This is a genomic window from Mesorhizobium sp. B2-2-3, from assembly GCF_006442405.1.
Taxonomy (GTDB): Bacteria; Pseudomonadota; Alphaproteobacteria; order Rhizobiales; family Rhizobiaceae; genus Mesorhizobium.
Map to the genome: position 1 here is coordinate 102149 of NZ_VFWC01000002.1, position 21858 is coordinate 124006.

Annotated in this window: 22 protein-coding genes; 14 read left to right on the forward strand and 8 right to left on the reverse strand. The window is 63.8% G+C overall.

The annotated features are described in order from the left end of the window. Positions 1 to 37 precede the first annotated feature (37 nt). The 8 genes from FJ951_RS03625 (at position 38) to FJ951_RS03660 (ending at position 7250) form a co-directional block, all read left to right on the forward strand. Positions 38 to 1294 (forward strand): flagellar hook protein FlgE, encoded by a 1257-nt coding sequence (locus FJ951_RS03625; RefSeq protein WP_140513647.1) that lies wholly within the window; start codon positions 38 to 40, stop codon positions 1292 to 1294. A gap of 28 nt (positions 1295 to 1322) precedes the next feature. Next, positions 1323 to 2774: a flagellar hook-associated protein FlgK gene (flgK, locus tag FJ951_RS03630; protein WP_140513648.1), complete on the forward strand. Its 1452-nt coding sequence runs from the start codon at positions 1323 to 1325 to the stop codon at positions 2772 to 2774. Positions 2775 to 2777: 3 nt separating this feature from the next. Continuing rightward, positions 2778 to 3821, forward strand: a complete 1044-nt coding sequence (locus FJ951_RS03635; protein WP_140496231.1) for a flagellar hook-associated family protein — start codon at positions 2778 to 2780, stop codon at positions 3819 to 3821. A 30-nt stretch (positions 3822 to 3851) separates the two neighbouring features. Further along, entirely contained in the window at positions 3852 to 4199 is a 348-nt protein-coding gene (flaF, locus tag FJ951_RS03640) for a flagellar biosynthesis regulator FlaF (RefSeq protein WP_140496232.1), read from the forward strand. Further along, entirely contained in the window at positions 4196 to 4636 is a 441-nt protein-coding gene (gene flbT, locus FJ951_RS03645; RefSeq protein ID WP_140496233.1) for a flagellar biosynthesis repressor FlbT, read from the forward strand. The genes flaF and flbT overlap by 4 nt, the downstream gene beginning before the upstream one ends. Next, positions 4636 to 5043: a flagellar hook assembly protein FlgD gene (flgD, locus tag FJ951_RS03650; protein WP_140513649.1), complete on the forward strand. Its 408-nt coding sequence runs from the start codon at positions 4636 to 4638 to the stop codon at positions 5041 to 5043. The genes flbT and flgD overlap by 1 nt, the downstream gene beginning before the upstream one ends. A 21-nt stretch (positions 5044 to 5064) precedes the next feature. Next, on the forward strand, positions 5065 to 5331 hold the full coding sequence (gene fliQ / locus FJ951_RS03655) for a flagellar biosynthesis protein FliQ (RefSeq protein ID WP_140496235.1): 267 nt from the start codon (positions 5065 to 5067) through the stop codon (positions 5329 to 5331). A 275-nt stretch (positions 5332 to 5606) separates the two neighbouring features. Continuing rightward, positions 5607 to 7250, forward strand: a complete 1644-nt coding sequence (locus FJ951_RS03660; RefSeq protein ID WP_140513650.1) for an MFS transporter — start codon at positions 5607 to 5609, stop codon at positions 7248 to 7250. 54 nt (positions 7251 to 7304) lie between these two features. Here the strand turns inward: FJ951_RS03660 and FJ951_RS03665 are convergent, their stop codons facing one another. From FJ951_RS03665 to FJ951_RS03675, 3 genes are all read right to left on the reverse strand, one after another. Then, a complete protein-coding gene (locus FJ951_RS03665) occupies positions 7305 to 8042 on the reverse strand; it encodes a DUF4336 domain-containing protein (protein ID WP_140513651.1) in 738 nt (245 codons plus the stop codon). A gap of 96 nt (positions 8043 to 8138) precedes the next feature. Continuing rightward, positions 8139 to 9935, reverse strand: a complete 1797-nt coding sequence (locus tag FJ951_RS03670) for a chloride channel protein (protein ID WP_140513652.1) — start codon at positions 9933 to 9935, stop codon at positions 8139 to 8141. Positions 9936 to 10064: 129 nt separating this feature from the next. Further along, a complete protein-coding gene (locus tag FJ951_RS03675) occupies positions 10065 to 10364 on the reverse strand; it encodes a putative quinol monooxygenase (RefSeq protein ID WP_140496239.1) in 300 nt (99 codons plus the stop codon). A 114-nt stretch (positions 10365 to 10478) separates the two neighbouring features. Here FJ951_RS03675 and flhA point away from each other — a divergent pair, with 114 nt between their 5' ends. The 3 genes from flhA to FJ951_RS03690 are packed head-to-tail and all read left to right on the forward strand — an operon-like array spanning position 10479 to position 13700. Further along, the gene (flhA, locus tag FJ951_RS03680) at positions 10479 to 12566 is read left to right on the forward strand and encodes a flagellar biosynthesis protein FlhA (RefSeq protein ID WP_140496240.1); all 2088 of its coding nucleotides are present in this window, start codon (positions 10479 to 10481) and stop codon (positions 12564 to 12566) included. After that, the gene (fliR, locus tag FJ951_RS03685; RefSeq protein WP_140496241.1) at positions 12563 to 13315 is read left to right on the forward strand and encodes a flagellar biosynthetic protein FliR; all 753 of its coding nucleotides are present in this window, start codon (positions 12563 to 12565) and stop codon (positions 13313 to 13315) included. The genes flhA and fliR overlap by 4 nt, the downstream gene beginning before the upstream one ends. 1 nt (position 13316) lies before the next feature. Beyond that, positions 13317 to 13700, forward strand: a complete 384-nt coding sequence (locus FJ951_RS03690; protein WP_140496242.1) for a hypothetical protein — start codon at positions 13317 to 13319, stop codon at positions 13698 to 13700. 175 nt (positions 13701 to 13875) lie between these two features. Here the strand turns inward: FJ951_RS03690 and FJ951_RS03695 are convergent, their stop codons facing one another. Both FJ951_RS03695 and FJ951_RS03700 read right to left on the reverse strand, forming a co-directional pair. Further along, complete coding sequence (locus tag FJ951_RS03695; RefSeq protein ID WP_140513653.1) at positions 13876 to 14334, reverse strand: nuclear transport factor 2 family protein; 459 nt, start codon at positions 14332 to 14334, stop codon at positions 13876 to 13878. A 90-nt stretch (positions 14335 to 14424) separates the two neighbouring features. Beyond that, a complete protein-coding gene (locus tag FJ951_RS03700; protein ID WP_140513654.1) occupies positions 14425 to 14787 on the reverse strand; it encodes a hypothetical protein in 363 nt (120 codons plus the stop codon). 79 nt (positions 14788 to 14866) lie between these two features. On the opposite strand from FJ951_RS03700, the gene FJ951_RS03705 reads away from it, so the two are divergent. Further along, on the forward strand, positions 14867 to 15445 hold the full coding sequence (locus FJ951_RS03705) for a TetR/AcrR family transcriptional regulator (protein ID WP_140513927.1): 579 nt from the start codon (positions 14867 to 14869) through the stop codon (positions 15443 to 15445). Positions 15446 to 15894: 449 nt separating this feature from the next. Next, positions 15895 to 16689 carry an SDR family oxidoreductase gene (locus FJ951_RS03710; RefSeq protein ID WP_140513655.1) on the forward strand — a complete coding sequence of 265 codons (795 nt, stop codon included), beginning with the start codon at positions 15895 to 15897 and terminating at the stop codon, positions 16687 to 16689. 342 nt (positions 16690 to 17031) lie between these two features. On the opposite strand, the gene FJ951_RS03715 is transcribed toward FJ951_RS03710, so the two are convergent. The 3 genes from FJ951_RS03715 to FJ951_RS03725 all read right to left on the reverse strand — a co-directional run bounded on the left by FJ951_RS03715 (position 17032) and on the right by FJ951_RS03725 (position 19711). Further along, positions 17032 to 17925: a DUF1194 domain-containing protein gene (locus tag FJ951_RS03715; protein ID WP_348642787.1), complete on the reverse strand. Its 894-nt coding sequence runs from the start codon at positions 17923 to 17925 to the stop codon at positions 17032 to 17034. Positions 17926 to 17959: 34 nt separating this feature from the next. Next, the gene (locus tag FJ951_RS03720) at positions 17960 to 18601 is read right to left on the reverse strand and encodes a hypothetical protein (RefSeq protein WP_246671678.1); all 642 of its coding nucleotides are present in this window, start codon (positions 18599 to 18601) and stop codon (positions 17960 to 17962) included. A 111-nt stretch (positions 18602 to 18712) separates the two neighbouring features. Continuing rightward, positions 18713 to 19711 carry a DMT family transporter gene (locus tag FJ951_RS03725; RefSeq protein WP_140513657.1) on the reverse strand — a complete coding sequence of 333 codons (999 nt, stop codon included), beginning with the start codon at positions 19709 to 19711 and terminating at the stop codon, positions 18713 to 18715. Between the two features lie 151 nt (positions 19712 to 19862). Here FJ951_RS03725 and FJ951_RS03730 point away from each other — a divergent pair, with 151 nt between their 5' ends. Beyond that, positions 19863 to 21836 carry a BTAD domain-containing putative transcriptional regulator gene (locus tag FJ951_RS03730; protein ID WP_140513658.1) on the forward strand — a complete coding sequence of 658 codons (1974 nt, stop codon included), beginning with the start codon at positions 19863 to 19865 and terminating at the stop codon, positions 21834 to 21836. Positions 21837 to 21858 lie beyond the last annotated feature (22 nt).

Here is a 21858-nt window from a genome sequence, read left to right on the forward strand (position 1 = left end):
TCGCTGCCAATGGCATGGACATTGCGGAGACATTTCGATGAGCCTCTACGGGATGATGCGGACCGGCGTTTCCGGCATGAACGCGCAGGCCAACCGTCTGTCGACGACAGCCGACAACATCGCCAATTCCGATACCACCGGCTACAAGCGGTCATCCGCCGAATTCTCAACACTGGTCATGCCATCGACGGGCGGCGCCTATAATTCCGGCGGCATCACCACCACGATCCGGCAGGCGGTCAGCGATCCCGGCGTGCTCCAATACACCACCTCTGTCTCCGATCTTGCCGTCAGCGGCGACGGCTTCTTTGTCGTCCAGGACCCGAGCGGTACGCCTTTCCTGACCCGCGCCGGTGCCTTCGTTCCCGATGGACAGGGCAGGCTGGTCAACTCGGCCGGCTTCCAGCTGATGGCCTACAGCTACGAAAATGGCGTGCCGGCGGCGACGGTGAACGGTTTTGAAGGACTGGTCCCGGTCGTCATCTCCGACCAGGGAATGACCGCGACCCCGAGCACCGAGGGTCTCTACAGCGGCAACTTGCCCGCAGGCGCGACGCCGGTCGCGGCCGGCAACCTGCCCACCACCAACGCCGCAGGCGCGCAGTACACCTCGAAATCCTCGATGGTCGCCTATGACAATCTCGGCAACAAGAAGCTGCTCGACGTCTATTTCACCAACACCGGCGCCGGCACCTGGCAGGTGTCGGTCTTCGACCAGTCGAAGGCGACCGCCGGAACGTCATTCCCCTACGCCGGCGGCGCACTGGGCTCGGCCAACCTGACGTTCGACACGACCACGGGCAAGCTCACCGGCGCCGTCGACAGCGTCTCGCTCACCGTGCCCAACGGCAGCACCTTTTCACTGGATCTGTCGGCATTGACTCAGCTCGGCACCGGCTTCACGGTTTCGGACGCTCAGGTCAACGGCAACGCGCCGAGCACCATCGACAAGGTGCAGATCAGCAAGGACGGCACCATCTACGCCCAGTACAAGGACGGCTCCACCAAGCCGCTCTACAAGATCCCGCTGGCCGATGTGCAGAGTCCCGACCAGCTCACCGCGCTGCCCGGCAATGTGTACTCGCAGGGCACCGAATCCGGCGCGGTCCGCGTCGGCTTTGCCAATGAAGGCAAGCTCGGCTCCATCATCTCCGGCGCGCTCGAGAATTCGAACGTCGATATCGCCGAGGAACTGACCAACATGATCGCGGCGCAACGCAGCTACACCGCCAATTCGAAAGTCTTCCAGACGGGTTCCGACCTGATGGACGTCCTTGTCAACCTGAAGAGATAAAACCGGGCAACGCCCGTGAAAGACCCGCATGTCGCTTTCCACCGCATTGAGCATCGCCCAATCGGCGCTTATGAACACCGCTCGGCAGACCAGCGTTGTCTCGCGCAACGTCGCCGACGCTTCCAATCCGGACTATACGCGCCGTATCGCCGTCATCACCAGCACGGCGCCGGGCGCGCGCTCGGTTGATATCCAGCGCGTAGCCAACGACCTGCTCTTCCGCCAGAATCTCAGCGCCCTGTCGGCATACAGCGGCCAGAACGCGCTCTATAGCGGCCTGGATCAGCTGGATGTTTCGGTCAATGGCGTCGACAATGCGTCCTCTCCCTCGACCGCGATCGGCAATTTGCAGCAGGCGCTGCAGCTCTATGCCACCTCGCCGTCCAACCAGAATCTCGGCTCCAGCGTTATCGACGCGGCTAAGCAGGTCGTGCGCTCCCTGAACGAAGGCTCCAGGGCCATTCAGGACTTTCGCACCCAGACCGACGGCCAGATCGCCACCGCGGTAGACGATCTCAACTCGCTGCTCAGCCAGTTCCAGGATGCCAACCAGGCTGTCATATCAGGCACGCGCTCCGGCACCGACGTTTCCGATGCGCTGGACCAGCGCGACGCGCTTTTGAAGAAGATCTCGGACTATGTTCCGGTCTCGACCTTCACGCGCGGCGACAATGACATGGTCATCACCACGGGTGACGGCACGACGCTGTTCGAAACCATCCCGCGAACGGTCAGCTTCGCCCCGTCCTCCGGCTACAGCGCCGGTACCGTCGGCAACGCACTCTACATCGATAACGTGCCGATCTCGGCGGGAACCGGCGGCAACACCAGCGCCAGCGGTAAGCTTGCCGGTTTGCTGCAATTGCGCGATGGCGTCGCCTCGACCATGCAGAGCCAGCTCGACGAGACCGCGCGCGGCCTGATCACGGCCTTCGCCGAGACCGCGCCGTCAATGCCCAACGCCGCCGGGCTGTTCACCTGGTCTGGCGCGCCGGCGGTGCCGGCCGCTGGCACGCTGGTCAATGGCCTTGCCGGCACGATCAGCGTCAATGCCGCCATGGATCCAAGCGCCGGCGGCAATCCGGCACTGCTGCGCGACGGCGGCGCCAACGGCGCGGCCTATGTCGTCAACACTGGCGGCGCCTCTTATTCCAGCCTTCTGGTCGCGTATGGCGACCGGCTCGATCAGCCGATGACATTCGACCCCGCCGCCGGGATTTCGGCGACGTCGAGCGTTGCCGACTATGCCGCCAATTCGATCGGTTGGCTCCAGAGCGTGCGCCAGCAGGCTTCGACCGCAGCCGACGCCAAGCAAGCCCTGGCGTCGCGCAGCGCCGAGGCGCTGTCCAACGCGACCGGCGTCAATGTCGACCAGGAAATGTCACTGCTTCTCGATCTCGAACATACCTATCAGGCATCGGCCCGAATGATGAAAACCGTCGACGACATGTTGGCGGCTCTGCTCAGCGCGGTGGGATAATCCATGACCTCAGTCTCTTCGGCCGCTCTCTCGAACGCCATGCGCTATCAGCAGATGCGCATGCAGGCCGAGCTCGTCAAAGCCACGAAGGAGTCCTCCACCGGCAGGGTCGCCGATGTCGGCCTGGCACTGGGCGGACGCACCGCCCAGTCCGTAACCTTCTCGCGCGATCTCGACCGGCTCAATGTCATTATCGATTCCAACGGCCTGGTGGCCGCCCGGCTCTCCTCGACGCAGACCTCGCTCGGCCAGCTCTCCAGCGTCGCGCAGACCTTGCTGTCGAGCCTGACCACCTCAACGTCGGGCGATTCTTCCGCCAACCTCACCCAGTCGGCCGGCAAGACGGCCGTCCAGCAGCTCGCCTCGATCCTCAACACCAGCGTCAACGGCGAGTATCTGTTTGCCGGCACCAACACCGACGTCAAGCCGATCAACGATTTCACAGCGGCCGGATCACCCGCCAAGGCTGCCTTCGACGCCTCCTTCGTCGCCAATTTCGGTTTCACGCCGGATGACCCCGCCGCGGCAAACATCACCGCGGCCCAGATGGACGATTTCATCACCAACGACGTCGAGCCGCAGTTCTTCGGTTCGGGCTGGCAGGCCAACTGGTCGAACGCCACCGACCAGCAGATCGTCAGCCGCATCGCGCTCAACGAAACCACCGCGACCTCGACCAGCGCCAACAGCGACGGCATCAAGAAGCTCGCCATGGCGGCGGCCATGGTCTCCAGCCTGATGTCGACCAACATCAGCCAGGCGGCGAAGGACACCATCGTCGGCCGCTCGCAGTCGCTGGTCGGCGAAGCGCTCAGCGGCATCGGCCAGGTTCAGTCCGAAACCGGTATCGTCCAGAAGCGCGTGTCCGACGCCGTCGACCGCATGAAGACGCAGGTCGACCTGTTCGAGCGCCACATCCTCGATCTCGAAGCGGTCGACCCGGCCGAAGCCGCGACCCGCGTCGCCGACCTGACGCAGCACATCGAGACCTCCTTCGCATTGACGGCGCGGCTCCAGCAGCTCAGCCTGTTGAATTACCTGACCTGACAACTCTGAACCGGAACGGTAGAGCCAACGATGTACCAATTCTCCTACGCCGACATCCAGAGCACCTCTGTCGCCGATGCGAAGGACCGTGAACGGGAGCTGCTGACCCGCTCGATCGACATGCTGGCGGCGGCCGCCGCCCTTGGCCCCGCTTCGATGGAGGCAGTGGAGGCGCTGCATTTCACCAACCGCGTCTGGACCGCCTTTGTCGAGGATCTCGGCTCCAACGACAACGCGCTTCCCAAGGAACTGCGCGCCAACCTGATTTCGATCGGCCTTTGGCTGCTGCGCGAGGCGGAAGACATCCGCCAGGGCCGCACCCAGAATTTCGAGGGACTGATCGAGGTATCCCAGATCATCCGCGACGGCATTCAATGACCAACACGCTGAAGATATCGCTGAAGCCGAACGAGAAGATCTACATCAACGGTGCCGTCATCCGCGTCGACCGCAAGGTCACCGTCGAACTGATGAACGACGTGCAGTTCCTGCTCGAAAGCCATGTGATCCAGGCCGATGACGCCTCGACGCCGCTCAAGCAGCTGTATTTCATCCTCCAGGTGATGCTCATGAATCCGGCCGGCGCCGGCGAGGCGCGCGAAATGTTCCGCCGCTCCCTGCCGCTGCTGCTTGCAAGTTTCGAGGACGCCGAGATCGGCAGTGCGCTGAAACAGATCGACCGCATGGTCGGCGAGGACCACATCTACGAGGCGCTAAAGGCGATCCGGTCGCTCTATCCGCTCGAACGCCGCGCGCTGGGCGGCAATGACGACGTTCCGGGCGCCTCGCGTCCGCTGGCTGTGGGAGCACGCTGATGACCGTGGACATGACGACGACGATACCGGTTGGCACCAATCAGGCCAGCCAGCAGACCTCAAAGACCGCTGTCGACTACCAGTCCTTCCTGAAGCTTCTGATCGCCGAGATGAAGAACCAGGATCCGACCAAGCCGATGGATTCGACACAGTACGTCGCCCAGCTCGCCACCTTCTCGCAGGTCGAGCAGTCTGTGCAGACCAATACCAAGCTGGACCAGATCATGCAGTCCTCGGCGCTGTCGCAGGCCGATGCGCTGATCGGGCGCTCGATAACGTCCGCCGACGGCAAGACGACGGGCACCGTCGCGTCCGTGCGCCTTGCCAGCAGCGGCCTCATCGCCGTGCTGGGCAACGGCACCGAGATCGCGGTCGGCCCCGGCGTCTCGGTCAAGGCGGCAAGCTGACGGCTCCGGCGGGCCGATCCCATGAACGAGGCCGACGCACTCGACATCGTCCAGTACGCGGTGTGGACGGTGCTGACCGCATCCGCGCCGGTGGTGCTGGTCGCCATGGCGGTGGGTATCGGCATCGCCTTGATCCAGGCCCTGACGCAGGTCCAGGAGATCACCTTGACATTCGTGCCGAAGATCGTCGCCATCATGCTCGTGGCGGCGCTGACCGGTCCCTTCATCGGCAGCCAGATATCGGCCTTCACCAACGTCGTCTTCGAGCGCATTGAAAACGGGTTCTAGCCGCTGCTTGCGGCGAGCCGGCCCGTTCTGTCCCGACGACTTACCGGCACCGGCCTGCTCTCGCCGATCGCGGACCGTGTACGGCATAGGGCTGCATCCGCGGCGCGGCGTCGAAGCAAGGCCCCACGGCTGCGTGGTCCTCCTCTATCCCCTTGTTGGACCATGATCTTTTTTTCAAGACGTTCGCTCTTTGCGGCACGATGCCATAGTTTCGGCAAACCATCCGGGGAAACGGATCACCGCAACGATCGGCAAGCCATGGCAGGGCCTTTCCTATGATTGACGAAAAGCCGGAGAGCGAGAGCGTTTCGGCGCTGGCGCCGTTCCGGCACGGCATCTTCCGCGCCGTGTGGTCGGCCAGCCTCGTGTCGAATTTCGGCGGCCTCATCCAGGGCGTCGGCGCCGCCTGGATGATGACCACGATCGCCACCTCGCCCTATCAGGTCGCGCTGGTCCAGGCCTCGACCACCTTGCCGATCATGCTGTTCGCACTCGTCGCCGGCGCCATCGCCGACAGCTTCGACCGGCGCAAGGTTATGCTGGTCGCCCAGATCTTCATGCTGGTCGTCTCGGTGCTTCTGACCCTATTCACCTATTCCGGCTTGATGACGCCGTGGACGCTGCTTGCCTTCACCTTCCTGATCGACAGCGGCACGGCACTGAACAGCCCGTCCTGGCAAGCCTCCGTCGGTGACATCGTGCCCCGCAACAAGGTGCCGGCCGCCGTCGCTTTGAACTCGATGGGCTTCAACCTGACCCGCAGCGTCGGTCCGGCGATCGGCGGCATCATCGTCGCCGCAGCCGGGGCGGCGGCCGCCTTCGCGGCCAACGCGGTGAGCTATATCGGTCTCATCGTCGTGCTGGCGCGCTGGAAGCCGCAGGTTCAGCCATCGACGCTGCCGCGCGAATCGCTTGGCGCGGCCATGGGCGCAGGCCTGCGCTATGTCGCCATGTCGCCCAACATCGGCAAGGTGCTGGTCAGGGGCTCCGCCTTCGGCTTCAGTGCCGGCGCGGTGCTGGCGCTCCTGCCGCTGGTGGCGCGCGACGTCGTCAAGGGCGATGCCTTGACCTATGGCATCATGCTGGGCGCCTTCGGCATCGGCGCGGTCGGCGGCGCGCTGATCAGCGTGCGGCTGCGCCAGCTTTTGTCCAGCGAGACCATGGTGCGCTCGGCCTTCGCCGGCTTCGCCGTCTGCGCCTTCAATGCCGCCGTCAGCCACAACGCCTGGCAGACATCGCTCGGCCTGCTGGTCGGCGGCGCGTGCTGGGTGATCGCGCTTTCGCATTTCAACGTCACCGTGCAGATGGCGACGCCGCGCTGGGTCGTCGGCCGGGTGCTGTCGGTCTATCAGACCGCGACCTTCGGCGGCATCGCGCTCGGCAGCTGGATCTGGGGCATCGTCGCCGACGCGCATGGCGCCGGGACAGCGCTGATCGCGGCGGCCATCGCCATGCTGGCTGGCGGCGCCATCGGCCTCGTGCTGCCGCTGCCGCAGCAGCAGGTGCTGAACCTCGATCCGCTCAACCGCTTCAAGGAGCCGCATCTCGCGCTCGACCTGAAGCCACGCAGCGGCCCCATCGCCATCATGATCGAATACATCATCCGCGACGAGGACGTGCCGGAGTTCCTGGCCACCATGGCCGAGCGCGGCCGCATCCGCCGCCGCGACGGTGCCCGCAACTGGACGCTGGCGCGCGATCTCGAAAATCCGGCGATCTGGATCGAGCACTACCACACGCCGACCTGGCTCGAATATGTCAGGCACAACGGCCGCATCACCCAAGCCGACGCCACGGTCGGCGAGCGCCTGCGGGCGCTGCACAGCGGCGACGAGCCGCCGCGGGTGCGCCGCGTGATCGAGCGCCCGACAACCGCGGGCACGGCGCTGGTCATGGCAAAGGGCCCGATCGAGCATTAGGAGTGCAGGATAGCGCGAAGACGTTTTCGTCCGGGCTTGCATCAACACAAAGCGTTAGAGCGGACCCAGCCAGCGGAACGCGCGCTTCAGTTCGGCGACGCCATCGCGTTCGTACCAACGGCCGTGCGCCATGATCACGCGTTCCGGATTCCATTCTATCATCTTTTCGACTGCCGCCTTGAGTTGCCCCCTGGGGAAGGTCAATCGCAAATCGCGCGGCGTCTTGCCATCGGGATCAACGACACCAGCCGCCCTGGCAAGCCAGCGCCACGGCCAGCCAAGCTTCCGCGGTTCGAAGTTCTCGATCAGGTCTGTCAGGATCAATGTTCGGCTGACGGAATGGAAGAAAACCATCTCTGTCATGAAGCTGCCTTCCACCGGCAGCGACTTGAGGTCATCGTCCCACGGGTAGCCGCTCTCGGCACCAAGCTCGTTCGCCTCGAAATCGATCCTGTCGCCCGCCTGCTCGCGAATCCGCGGTGCCAGCCAGATGCCCGCATCCGCAAAGGCCCTGCGCCACATCGGAATCCACCAATAGTGGATCCGGTTCGGCCCGATGATGTGGCGGACCTTGCCCAATCCAGCGATCTCGGCCTCGAGGCTCCCTGTCAGCAAGGTGGGTGAATGGACGAACAAATCGCCATCGTTGACGCGGATGACGGTCATCCGCGTCGGAAACCGCATTTTCGGCCAAGGCATGCCGAAGCGGATGACCGGGCCATCCACGATCCAGATGTCCTTCGAAACCAGCTTTAACGTGTTGAGCGGCGGATATGGTGCGCGGTCGGCCATGATCTGCTGAAGTAGGGCGGAGAACAAGCTTGGCCACGGCAGCTTCGCCCTGCACGAGCTCAGCCAGGCCGGCTCGGCAGCCTACCTTCGCCCGACCTACCCTTCGCCCGACAAGTCCCGGCGCGCTTTTTCCAGCTCCTCGGCATAGCGCCGCATCAGATGGCCCTCGGTCAGCAGTCCGAGCACGATGTGGTCGGTGAAATCCTCGACCACGGCCAGCTCCTCGGCGCCGGCCCGCTGGAAGGTCTCGGCGGCCGACTGCACGTTCATGCTCGGCACCAGGACGGCATCCTTGTATTGCGCGAGGTCGCGCACCGCCGTCTCGCCGTCGGACAGGTCGCTGTGCAGTTCGGCAACGATCAGCACGCCGACATACTGGTCACCCGCGTCGACGGCGATGACGCGCTGGGCCGAGCCCAGCGGTACCTGCTTGCGGAAGGCCGCAAGCGTCGTGTCGGCATTGATGGTCTTGATGTCCTTGCGCATCATCGAGCCGACGGTCAGGCTGCGCATCCAGCCGACGTCATGGGCGCTGCGGATCGTTTCGCCGCGCAGATGAAAGCGCCACGTCGAGAAGGAGTAGCCGAAGGTCTCGCGCACCAGGATCGCCGCCATGATCGAGGCCGCCAGGACGACGCCGGTTAGCGTCAGGTCGCGGGTCGATTCCAGCGCCAGGAACGTCATCGTCAGCGGCCCGCCGACGACGCCGACCGCCAGCGATGTCATGCCGACGACGGCAGCGACGGCGGAATCGATGCCGGTCGACGGCGAGATGAAAGCCATCACATCGGCGAATGCCTTGCCGAGCAGGGCGCCAAGAAACAGCGAAGCGAAGAACAGTCCGCCGCGAAACCCCGAACCCAGCGAGATCGCGGAAGCCGCCAGCTTCAGCACGAAGACGCTGGCCACCACGCTCAGCCCATAGTTCATGGCGAATTCGCGATGCAGCGCGCCGTGGCCGCTCGACAGCACCTGCGGCGTGACCAGCCCGAGCAGGCCGACGATGACGCCGCCGATGACGGGACGCAGCGAGGCGTCGACCGACAGCTTGGCAAAGGCGCGTTCGACCAGCGTCACCAGATGCATGATGGCGATCGAGGCGGCCCCGCCAAGCAGTCCAAGCAGCAGGAAGGGCACGTACTGGCTGGCCGTGAGTGCCGGCAGGCCCGCAAGCTCCAGCGGGAACGGCACGCCGCCGAACATCTCGGCGGTGAGCGAGGCGGAGATCGCCGCCGTCATGACAGGCACCACATTGGCGACCGAATAGATGCCGATGACCAGTTCGAAACCATAGAAAGCACCGGTCAGCGGCGCATCGAAAGCCGCCGCGATGGCGCCGGCGGCGCCGCAGCCGACCAGGATGCGGACATCGTTGCGGCGTAGCTTGAACAGCCGCGCCAGCCGCGAAGCCAGGCCGGAACCGACCTGCGTGTAGCCGGCCTCCAGCCCGACAGAGGCGCCGAAACCGCTGGAGAGCATGGTCTGGCCGGCGATGATGAACGTATCGGTCAGCGACATGCGACCGCCATAGAGCGCGTTGGCCTCGATCGGGTCGACAGGCGTGCGAAATCTCCGCTTTCTCAGCCAGATCACCGTCAGCCCGAGCAGGATGCCGCCGATCGCCGGGATCAGGGCTTGCATGGGGTGGGCGAGAGAGAACATGCCGGAAAGCCGGCCGCCGGCCTGCACGCCGAACAACAGCCCGTGCAGGTCCTGCACGATCTGGCTCATCGCGGTGACCAGTATGCCCGCCATCACGCCGACGATGCCGGCAAGGACGACAACCGCGATGCCTCGCGCTTCGAGCAGCGGGATCGAATTGATGAGCACCGCGCGCAGCCGGCGGGCGTAGACTTGCGGTTGATTCCTGGGCGATTGGTTTTTGGTAAGCACCGGAGCGGCTCGCCGACATCAGCAAGGCATTGAAAAGACTGCCGTGCTGATACGCCGAGCGGCACCGCATGGCAACCACAATGACGGCGCCCGCGCGCCGTTTGGAGGGGCCCGTCCGGCCGCCGATGGTCAGGTCGGCTTCGGGTCGCCGGCCTCGTAGAGCACGAGATTGCGCTCGCCGATGCCGAGCGACGGCCAACTTGCGCGCCAGTCCACAAGGTGTGGCGCGGCGAAATGTGCGTCGAGCGCCGCCCTGTCATTCCAGACTTCCGTGACCCGGATCAACCCGGCGTCGAGGACATCCTGCGCATAGGAGTATGCGAGGCAACCGGGCTCGGCACGGCTGGCAACAACCATGCGTTCCATCGCTGGCCTTGCCTGTTCGAGCTTGTCGGGTGGCAGACGAACCGTGCCGATGACCAGCAGCATGAGATTTCCTTTCGATGGTTGGGCAGGCCACTCTCCCACCCTCGCGCAAGCTTGGCCAGCTACCCTCGCCGGGCTGTCGCATGCTCGGCAGCCCCACGGTTTTCGAGGACTAGAATGGCGATAAGCGAAAGCATCCAGCCCGGCGCCGTGGCCAAGAACGGCCGCGACGTCTTCTTCGCGCTGGGCATCGTCATCATCCTGGCCGTGCTGTTCCTGCCGATCCCGGCTTTTCTCATCGACGTCGGCCTTGCCTTCTCGATCGCACTTTCGGTGCTGATCCTGATGGTCGCGCTGTGGATCCAGCGGCCGCTCGACTTCTCCTCGTTTCCGACCGTGCTGCTGATCGCAACCATGCTGCGGCTGTCGCTCAACATCGCCACCACGCGCATGATCCTGTCGCACGGCAATGAAGGCACGCATGCCGCCGGCTACGTCATCGCCGGCTTCTCCAAACTGGTCATGGCCAGCGATTTCGTCATCGGCCTGATCGTCTTCATGATCCTGATCGTGGTGAACTTCATCGTCATCACCAAGGGCGCCACCCGTATCGCCGAGGTCGGCGCCCGTTTCACCCTCGATGCCATCCCCGGCAAGCAGATGTCGATCGACGCCGACCTCTCCGCCGGCATGATTGACGACAAGACAGCGCAGTTGCGCCGCCGCGAGCTGGAAGAGGAATCCTCCTTCTTCGGCTCGATGGACGGCGCCTCGAAATTCGTCCGCGGCGACGCCATCGCCGGCCTCATCATCACCGCCATCAACATCGTCGGCGGCATCGCCATCGGCTATATCAGGCACGGCATGGGCATGGGCGAGGCCGCCGACGTGTTCATCAAGCTGTCGGTCGGCGACGGTCTGGTCACCCAGATCCCGGCGCTCATCGTCTCGCTCGCCGCCGGCCTGCTGGTTTCCAAGGGCGGTACGCGCGGTTCGACGAACCAGGCCGTGTTCGGGCAGCTCGGCGCGCATCCGCGCGCGCTCTATGTGGCGGCGGCGCTGCTGGTGCTGCTCGGGCTGATGCCTGGCCTGCCCTTCTTCCCCTTCTTCGCGCTCGCCGGCGGCATGGCCGGCCTCGGCTATGTCATTCCGATGCGCCACAACCGGGCCATGGCCGAGGCCGAGGCGCTGAAGAACCAGGAGAAGGCGACCAAGGCCGAGGAAGAGAAGAACTCGGTCAAGGCCTCGCTGGCCACCGCCGAGATCGAACTTCTGATCGGCAAGCAGCTTTCGACCCGGCTGCTGGTCTCGCATCAGGAGCTGGTCTTCCGCATGGCCAAGATGCGCAAGAAGTTCGCCCAGCAATATGGCTTCGTCGTGCCCGAAGTGCGCGTCGCCGACGATTTCGCCATCCCGCCGAAAAGCTATCAGATCAAGGTGCACGGAACGGTGGTCGCCGAATATTCGATGCGCGTCGGCGAGATCATGGTGCTGCTCGGCAACCGCGACGTTCCCGAAATTCCGGGCGAGGAGATCCGCGAGCCGGCCTTCGGCATGCGTGCCTATTCCGTCATGGAAACATTCGCCGAGGATCTGAAGCGCGAGAACTACACCTTTGCCGACAACATGTCGGTGCTGCTCACCCATCTCTCCGAGGTCATCCGCAACAACCTGCCGCAGCTTCTGTCCTACAAGGACATGAAGGCGCTGCTCGAGCGCCAGGATCAGGAATACCGCAAGCTCGCCGACGAGATCTGCACCACGCACATCTCCTATCCCGGCCTGCAGGCAGTGTTGAAGCTGCTGCTGGCCGAGCGTGTCTCGATCCGCAACCTGCACCTGATCATCGAGGCCATCGCCGAGATCGCGCCGCATGTGCGCCGCACCGAGCAGATCGTCGAGCATGTCCGCATCCGCATGGCGCAGCAGATCTGCGGCGATCTTTCGGAGGGCGGCGTGCTCAAGGTGTTGCGTCTCGGCAACCGCTGGGACCTGGCCTTCCACCAGAGCCTCAAGCGCGACGCCAAGGGCGAGGTGCGCGAGTTCGATATCGATCCGCGCCAGCTGGAAGAATTCGGCCAGGACGCCACCAAGGCGATCAAGAAATTCCTCGAAGCCGGCGAGCGTTTCGTCCTCGTCACCGCGCCCGACGCGCGCCCCTATGTGCGCATGATCATCGAGCGGCTGTTCACCACGCTGCCGGTGCTCTCGCATGTCGAAATCGCCAAGGGCGTCGAGATCAGGGTGCTCGGGACCATATCGTGAGCGTTCTCTCGCAAGCGGTCGTCATCGCGGCGTTCCTCGCCTTCTGCCGCATCGGCGCCTGCTTCATGCTGATGCCCGGCCTGTCCAGCGCCCGCATCCCAGTGCAGGTCAGGCTGTTCGTTGCGGTCGCCGCCACCGGCGGCCTGCTCGCCTTCCTGTGGGACAAGATCTTTCCCTTCGTCGATCCGCGTCCGCAGATCCTGGTGCCGATGATCGTTTCCGAACTCCTGGTCGGCGGCCTGATCGGCGCCATGACCAGGCTCTACATGGAAGCCCTGCGCTTCATGGGGTCGGCCATCGCCATGCTGATCGGCTATGGCGGCTCGGGCGGGCCAGCGATCGAGGAGCCCGAACCGCAGGCGGCGCTCGCCGCCATGATCTCGTTCTCGGCACTGCTGCTGCTGTTCGTCTTCGACTTCGACCATGAGATCATACGCGCGCTGGTGACGTCCTATACGGTCGCGCCGGTCAACGTCTTCTTCAACCCGCAGGCGGCACTGGTCGATGTCGCCGACACGGTGTCGGACACCTTCTTCCTGGTCATCCGCCTCGGCAGCCCTTTCGTCGCCTATGCCATTCTCGTCAACCTGACGATCGGCTTCGTCAACAAGCTGACGCCGCAGATCCCGATCTATTTCATCTCTCAGCCCTTCGTCATCGCCGGCGGCATGCTCATCTTCTATTTCGCCGTCGGCTCCATGCTGTCGCTGTTCGTCGACGGCTTTGTCGACCTGACGCTGGCGAGGTGACATGAGCACGCGCAAGGACCGCCTGAAGAAGCTGGTCAAGGTTCAGGAACAGTTGAAGGCGCTGCACGAGACGCGCCACGCCACCCTCCTCGCCGCCGCAAATGCCGCCGAAGCCGAGGCCAAGGAACTGGTCGAGCATTTCGACAAGGACAATTCCCTCTCCGGCCTTTTCCCCGATCTCTACCACCGCCGCATCGCCCAGGCCGTCGTGCGCCAGGAGGCGAACCTCGAAAGCGCCAGGAAGGAGGCCGGCCTCGTCGCGTCGGCAACCGCGCGCACCAACATGGTCGAGCGCGCCTACAAGGACGTGCGCAACCGCGACGAACGCGAACGCTCCGACCGCGAACGCCTCGATCTGATCGCGCAGAAGCGGGGACAGGAGTAGAGGAGGAGGTCTGGACGCAAAGCAAGCCTTCGCAGCGGAATCCTGACTGACCGCTTTGCGCCTCGTACGGGCTATGGATGCAATTTCGCGTCTACCCAGAAGCCGCCCGTACAGCCTGTCGAAGAATGTGCCGAGCCTCCGCATTGCGGAGGATCGTAAAAAGGCGACGTTTCAGCTAGCTTGTTATCTGTTCGGCGGCAGCTTCTTCGAGGCCCGCTGCCGCTTGGAGGGCAAGACCGCGAGCCGCTGCCTGTGAATCGTAAAATTCCTCCAGCGCATGGACCCTGCCCCACCGCAGGGTAAACACGTGGAGACCTCGGTTGATGTACGACGTGTCGCCGTTGAGCAGGGTCGCGGTGCCATCCCACTGGGCAAACACAGTGGTATGCCATGGCCAGCCCTCCACCCAGATGTGATTGACCGTGAGATGGAGGGTGGGCAGAACACGGCCGAGGCGTTCAAACCAGCGGCGCAGGGCTTCCTTGTCGTGGCGCTCTCCACCAAGCGCGTGGGCGCCGCCAACCCGATGATGGACATGCGGCGCGAGTGCTTTCACCGCCGCATCCCAGCGATGATTGTTGACGTCATCGAAGCTCTTTCGGATCGATTTCTCGACAAAATAACTATATAGCATATCACTCTCCTCCAACTCATTCGGTAGCGCGATCGAAGGTACCTGTGGCGAGCTGTTCGGACGCAGCCGACGCCACGCAGGGTCTGCGCGTCAGCGCATTGTCGCGTCGGCTCGCAGGTATGTGTCGGTCTCGGTCGAGATCGTGACCTCCTCGCCCGACCTTGAGAACGCGTAAAGCGAATCCTGGTGGCCCGGCATGGAAAAGGCCACGGAGTCGCCGTCAGCAAGGCCCATGACGAAGCGCAGCGGATCACCTCCGATCTTCGGCGCGAAGGTGGCGGTGACCTCCAGCAGGCCGCCGTTGACCGGGACGTAGTAGACCACCATGTCGAGCTGTCCCTCGTGCAGGCTGGCAGCTTCGATCGGCCGTCCGATGGTCGCTTCCTCGGCAAAAGCCGGGTTCGCAAGAAACATCGCGGCCAGAACGGACGCACTCAGGGCTTTGCGGATCATCTCATATCTCCTTTTTTGGATTGCGTTCGACCTCTATATAATGTATAGATTACGAATGCAATCTAAAAAGGAGATGGCGATGCGCGTAAGTCGCACTCAGGCCGCGGAAAACCGCGAAACCGTGATCAATGTGGCAAGCCGCCTTTTTCGGGAGCGAGGCTTTGACGGCATTGGCCTCAAGGATCTGATGAAGGGCGCCGGGCTGACCCAGGGCGCCTTTTACAAGCAGTTCGAGTCAAAGGACGACCTGGCGGCGCAGGCATCCAGGCGCGCGATGGAAAGCGCCACCGACAAGTGGTCGGCCGCGACAGCGGCAAACCCTGGGAAACCGCTCGACGGGGTGATCTCATTCTACCTCAGTATGGATCATCGCGCGGAAAAGATGGACGGCTGCCCGGTCGTCGCGCTCGGCTCGGATGCGGCCAGGCAAGGCGCCGAGGTAAAGGCCTCATTCGAGGCCGGCATCAGGGAGTATCTCGAGATGCTCGGCAGTTGGGTTGGCGAGGACGACGGCGAAAAGGGCGGCAACAAGGCAATGGCCGTTCTCTCGACAATGGTCGGCGCGGTCATGCTCTCGCGGGTGGTCAACGACCCGGACCTCGCGCAGGCTTTTCTGGATGCGGCGGCCGATCAGGTTCGCGAGACAGTCGCCATCTGAATGATGCGGGCAGCGGCGCCTGATCCATTGCTCGCCGCTCGGACCGAACCGTCGCGCGCGACTGCGAAGAAGTAACGGATACCGTCCCAGTCGATCATGGAGAAGTTCGCGTCGTCACGTGAAGCCTCCGGTGCGATTTCGCACCACCGTAGTGCGTGTCTTCCGACTGCATGGCGCGCCTGGGCATGCCTACCTCTTGGCGTGGGGCAGCGGCGATGCGTCCGCCCGAAGGAGAAGCGCGATGAGCTATTCCACCATGAGATTTGGGGCTGTTGGCCAGGCATTGGCCCGTATGTTCGGCCGCTAGGCAAGCACCGGGCTCGGCATCCTTCGGCACTAGCATCGGAACGCCTGCGTGCGCTCGCGCGGCTTATCTAGCTGAGCGGCATCAGCTGACCTCCGGGCCATCCGTCCGGTCGTCTGGCCACCTATAATCGGAGATCAAGGGCATGAACATCGAACTCAAGGGCCGAAAGGCCATCGTCACCGGATCGACCGCCGGCATCGGTCGCGCGATCGCCGAAGGGCTGGCGCGCGCAGGCTCCGCCGTCGTCGTCAATGGACGTACTGAAGAGCGGGTCGCCGCGACGCTCCGGGAACTGCGCGCGCTGCTGCCTGGCGCCGACCTCACCGGCATTGCCGCCGATCTCGCGACAGCCGAGGGCTCGGCGGCGCTCGCGGCACAGGCGCCGGATGCCGACATCCTCGTCAACAATGTTGGCACTGCGCGTCCCAATGGCTTCTTCGAGCAGGACGACGCCGCATGGCTCGACCTCTTCCAGCTCAACGTGATGAGCGGCGTGCGCGCCGCGCGCCACTATATGCCGGGTATGGTCGAGCGCGGGTGGGGACGGGTCGTCTTCATCAGCAGCGAGTCCGCGCTCGCTATCCCCAAGGAGATGATCGACTACGGCATGACCAAGACCGCGTTGCTGGCCGTGTCGCGCGGGCTGGCCGAACTTGTCGGTGGCACCGGCGTCACGGTCAACGCTGTCCTGCCGGGGCCGACCGACTCCGAGATTCTCGGCGGCTGGATGAAGGCCACCGCGAAGGAGCAGGGCATCACGCAAACGGACGCCGAGCATAATTTCCTGAAATCGCTGCGTCCGACCACGCTCATCAACCGGTTCGCGACAACCGAGGAAGTCGCGAACATGGTCGTCTACACCTGCTCCGAGCAGGCCTCGGCGACCACCGGCGCCGCACTGCGCGTCGACGGTGGTGTGCTCCGCTCGATCGGATGAGCCGCGTCCCACCGCCGCGGTGGCATGAGGGTCGCCGCGGCTGAGCCAGCCTCAAATCGGCGCCGGCTCGGGTGACTCCTGTCGGCAGCGATTGTCGGATCGTCGAGCCGCCTGGGGTGCGCCGCCGATCGACCGGGCCGAGGTCAAGATCGACGAGGGGCCGTGGATCGCCAAGAAACATACCTGTCGGGAGAGCAACGGACAGGTGACCGCCGTATTCAGGTCAGTTGACGGCTCGGCGCGTCGAGCCGAGCAGCCTGGAAGCTGTGTTTGCTGATGCCAGGAGCCGCCGTCTGCTCTCGGCCCTTACGCGTGCGTGCAGCAATGCGCCACTGTCCGGAATTACGGTTGGGAAGAGCGCTCGTCCGCCGGTTGCGGGAATTGCCCTTCGTTGTTCATGCTTACTTCTGTGACCAGCTTGCGGCGAAGCGCCGTGCTGTAATCGTTTGGCCCTTTCGGCGTCATGACGAAGGCCTGGGAACCGCCAATGACCGATTTGGCAAAATAGGATGCCAGCGAATTGCCGGGATCGTCGCCTTCGGTGGGAATGGCGATCGCGTTGATCGTATATCCCTTGGCAATGGCGTTCAGCCTGCTCGGCTGAACAGGAAGTCCGTCGTTGTTCTCACCATTGGAAGAGATATCGATGACCTTCTTGGCGGCATTTCCAGGAAACTGGTCCAACAGAAGACTGCCAATGTCGATAGCCGAGGAAACCGATGTTCCGGATCGCCCTCGACGGATGACGCCGGTATCCCCTTTCCTGCTGATCTCCGCCGCCGCCGCTCTTGCATCTTCCAGTCCGCAAATGCTTGTCCACGGCAGTATGGTGCGTGCGTGTCCGGGGCTCGACCATTCAAAGTAGGCCACGCCGATGCAGCCGACGTAATTCCGGCCGATGGCGGCGATGATCTCGGGCGACGTGAGTGCCGCGGCATGTCCCTCGCGTTGCAGATCGGCGATCTTTGGATCAATCGATGACGAGAAGTCGACCGCGAACACGATGGCGACGTCGACATTCGCTGCATGCGCCGGGAGATTCCAGAACGCAGAAGCTGCAAGTATCCCCCCCAGTCTCAGGAGTGAATTGGCTCGCCTTGCCAGCCCCCTTCCCGATGGCTTTGTGGGCGAAAAAAGATTGGCCCCGCCTATCGGCTGCACCCGCCCGCGAAAGGAGACCGCTCCAGAAGAGGGACCGGCGTCCTGATACATACCTATAAACATGCCATTCTCCATCGCGACAACCGATCGTTGTCAAAGCCGCCCATTTTCAACATGTGGAAATTTGACGAGGGACCTTGGACCCGACGCCGAACAGCAGCAGATCGGCCTTGGTCCACAAAAGATAACAGCCGAGTAACGTCAGCGGCATGATGAGTGCCGCGAAGGACTCGCCCGACCAGACCACCGGCAAAGCCTGGCCGAGGGCGACGGTTGTCGCCACCACTGCCGGCAACCTGCTGGCGAGCACCGCACTGCGGAACGGATCGGGCCAGGCGGTCGGCCACACCGGAACCGGCCTGCCCGGCCTGTGAAAGGTGCTGCCGAACTTGCCGAGCGCATGCAGCAGGCCGGAGGTCGCCGCAAGCAACGGGTCGCCGAGCAGCAAGAGCGCGATGCCGAGCCCGATTGCGCCTAATCCCGAGAGGAAGTCGCCCAGACGATTGAGGGCGGGATCGGGAACATCCGGCTTTGCCCAAGCCCGGTGGTAGGCTTCGCCGCCCCAGAAAAAGACGAGGGTAGCCAAGGTGAGCGCAACAGTGCCATGGCTGCCCGCGAAATAGTCCATCACCGCCGCGATGACAGCGCTTTCCTCATGCTGGCCGACTGGCGCGGCCGCAATTTGGGTTGCAAGACCTACGATGAGGCCAAGCGCGTTGCCACTGTTGTAATAGCCGCCGGGTCCCTTCATGCGGGCACCAAGGGCCGATCTCAAATGTGCGAGCGGAAGAAGGACTGTCCACGCGTTCATCGCAGCGCACCCGCGGCCTGTCCGGCCGCGCTCGATACGGCGACGTTCGCATCAGCGGCAGTGGTCATCGCATTCCTCCACCGGACCTGAACTGTTGACGCGGCGTTCGCCTGCCCCGCTTGCCGGCGCTGTTGCAAAGGCAGGGGCAATGTCGAAGCGTTGGTTCGAAGCGGTCCGCAAGGACGCACGTGCCTGCGGCGCTCGGTTCGATCGTGCCACGGAAAGGATCGCACCGAGAATGATCGCTGCTCCCAAGGCGCCCGGCCACGAACTCCGCTCGCCCAGAAAGATCGTCGCGCCCAGCGCCCCGAAGACGCTTTCGGCACTGACGATCACGGCGGCGTGGCTGGCCGGCGTGAAGCGGAGGGCAGCCGTCTGTATGCCGAAGGCTATCGCGGTGGAGAAGACGCCGAGTATCGCCAATTCCGGGCCGGCTGCGAATGCGGCGGCCAGCGACAGGTTGCCTTGCATTGCCCCGAGCGGCAGGGCGAAGACTGCGGCGCCGAGGAATTGTGCCGCGGCGGCGGTGAACGGCCGCGCATGGGCCTGCATGTGCCGGCCGAGCTCGACCGCCCAGAGCGCATAGCAGGCAGCCGACAGGATGGCGGTGAGATCGCCGCTGCCGAGGCCGCCGATCCCATCCGACAAAAGCAGGGCTCCGACCAGGGTCAGCCCGGCAGCGATCGTGAGGCCAGCTGTCGGACGCTCGCCGACGAGCAACCAGGCGGCCAGAGGTGTCATTACGGTTGCCGTGCTCACCAGAAAGCTTGCATTGGTGACCGAGGCTCCGACATAGCAAAGCTGCTGAAGCGTGATGGAGATGGCGAACAGCGCGCCCACCCTGGCCAGGCTCGGAAAATAGCCCGCCCCGATCGCCACTCGCCTTTCGGTCAAGACAAAGGGCAGCACCAGCAGCCCGCCGATCAGGCAACGCAGACTTACCGCGCTCATGGCGTCGAGATGGACCAGCACCGTCTTTTGCGAGACGTTGCCGAAGCCCCACAATGCGGCTGCAAAGAGCAGCAGCAAATTGGCTCTTGTTCTGGACACGCGCCCCCCTTGAACCAAGCATTGCGTTGACTTGGCCGCCTAATTTAGCGAAGTCTAAATGACCCGCCGTCACGGGGGCGCTTGAAGCGCGGTGACGGACGATTGCGGAACGTTAGATTTGCGTTAGAATTTCGTCAGGCTGAGGCAGCAGATGCAAAGTGACGACGGCGGCGCTGCAAATAGAATCTCACTCTTCGGCGGCTTCCGTATTGAAACAACTGGCCCGCTTCGACTGGTCGGGAAACGCGGCCCGGCAATCGTTGCTTATCTGGCCCGATGTCCGGGCATGGCAGCAACGCGGGAGAAACTGGCTGACCTGCTATGGGGCGACAGCGATGGCGAACATTCGCGCAACAGTCTTCGCCAAACCCTCAGCGTCCTGCGCCGCGATCTCTCGGGTGTCGATCTTATCCATTCCACCGGAGAGTTGATCCACCTCAGGCCAGAGGCGTTCCGGGTCGATGTGGAGGAGTTCGAGACGGGTTTATCGGCCCGCTCCGCGCAGGAACTCGAAAAGGCTCTGGCGAACTACACCGGCCCGTTCCTCGACGGTCTCCATGTGGGAAGCAATGGCTTCGACGACTGGGTCGCGTCGGAACGCGACAGGTTGCTCGGTCGTGCGCTTGAATCGTTCGAGAAACTGGCTCGCCTCGTCGACGCTGAAGCGGGCCTCGTCCTGGCCGATCGCGTCCTCGCTATGGATCCGGCGCGGGAAGAATCCTATCGGCTCAAGATGGAATTGCTCCTTGCTTGTGGTCAACGCGACAAGGCGCTCAGGACATACGAGGCTTGCAGAAGCATGCTGAAGAAGGAGTTCGGCGTCGAAGCCGGCCCTGAGACGCGGGCACTATGGCAGTCCCTGCTGCTTGCTTCCGACACGGCGTCACACGCACCGTCGGCAAGTGGTGTTGCGGCCAGCCATCGCCTCGGACACCCCTCCATTGGCGTTGCCGACTTCACCAATCTGACCGGAAAACAAGGCGACAATTTTTTCTCCAAGGGACTGGTCCAGGACATCACGACAGCCCTTTCCGAGGTGGCCGACTATGTCGTGCTCTCCGCGGTTCCCCCGACAGATAAGGTCGGCCTGCGCCAAGAAGGTAACGCGCCGGGAGCGCTGCGGGCACAATATGTGCTCAGCGGCAGCATCCAGAGATCCGGCAATGGGTTGAGGGTGAATATCCAGCTTGTCGATGCCGTCGGCGGTCATCATGTCTGGGCCCAGAAGTTCGACGGCCAGTCCGAGAATGCGCTCGAATTCCAGGACAGGATCGCCCAGTCCGTCGTTCTGGCGGTGATCCTCGAACTTCAACTGACCAACTGGAAGGTCCGCGACAAGAGTCCGCCTGGTCCCCCTGAAGTGCGCAGGTTGGTGAACGAGGCGCTCATGAAATATTTTGAGATGACCCACGACTCGCTGCTGGTCGGGATGGAACTTGCGACGAAGGCGCTCTCGACAGGGCCCGACAACGCCCGTGCGAAGCGGACGCTCTCGATCATGATTTCCATGGGCATCGCGTTTGGCGCGCTGCCCCGCGAGCAGGGCAATATCGAGTATACGCTGGCGCTTGCCGAGGCCGCGGTGCGGGCGGTGCCGGACGATGAAATTGCCCGGTGCATCTTGTCATTTGCTCTCGAAAGTTGCGGTCGTATCGACGAGGCGATCGTCGAATGCCGGCACGCGATCAGCCTCAACCCAAATTATCCGAGCGGCCACGGCGATATTGCGATGCTCTTCGCGCTGCGCGGGCAGGTCAGCGAAGCCGTGCGCGAGGCGAACGAGGCGATCCGGCTGGGAACCCATGACGTCATCGACTACTGGCGTCACCACGGGCTCGTTATGGCGCTGTTTGCCGGCGGAGACGATCAGCGGGCGCTCGAGGTCGCGCGCAAGGTGGTCAGGACAAAGCCGGGCTTCGTTCGTGGCGCGCTTTATTGGGCCGCAGCCGCGGCCGCAACCGGCAATCGCGATGAAGCGTCGCGGGCCATCCATCATTGCCTGTCACAACTTCCGCATCTCAATCTGAGCAATGTCTGCCCTGGCTTTGTGCCGCGCTATGTGAAGGATCATCACCATTCCCGGTTCCTTGAAATGCTGTCGAGGGCCGGTCTTCCCCCGTCCTGAAGCCCCTCGCGTTCGAACGGAT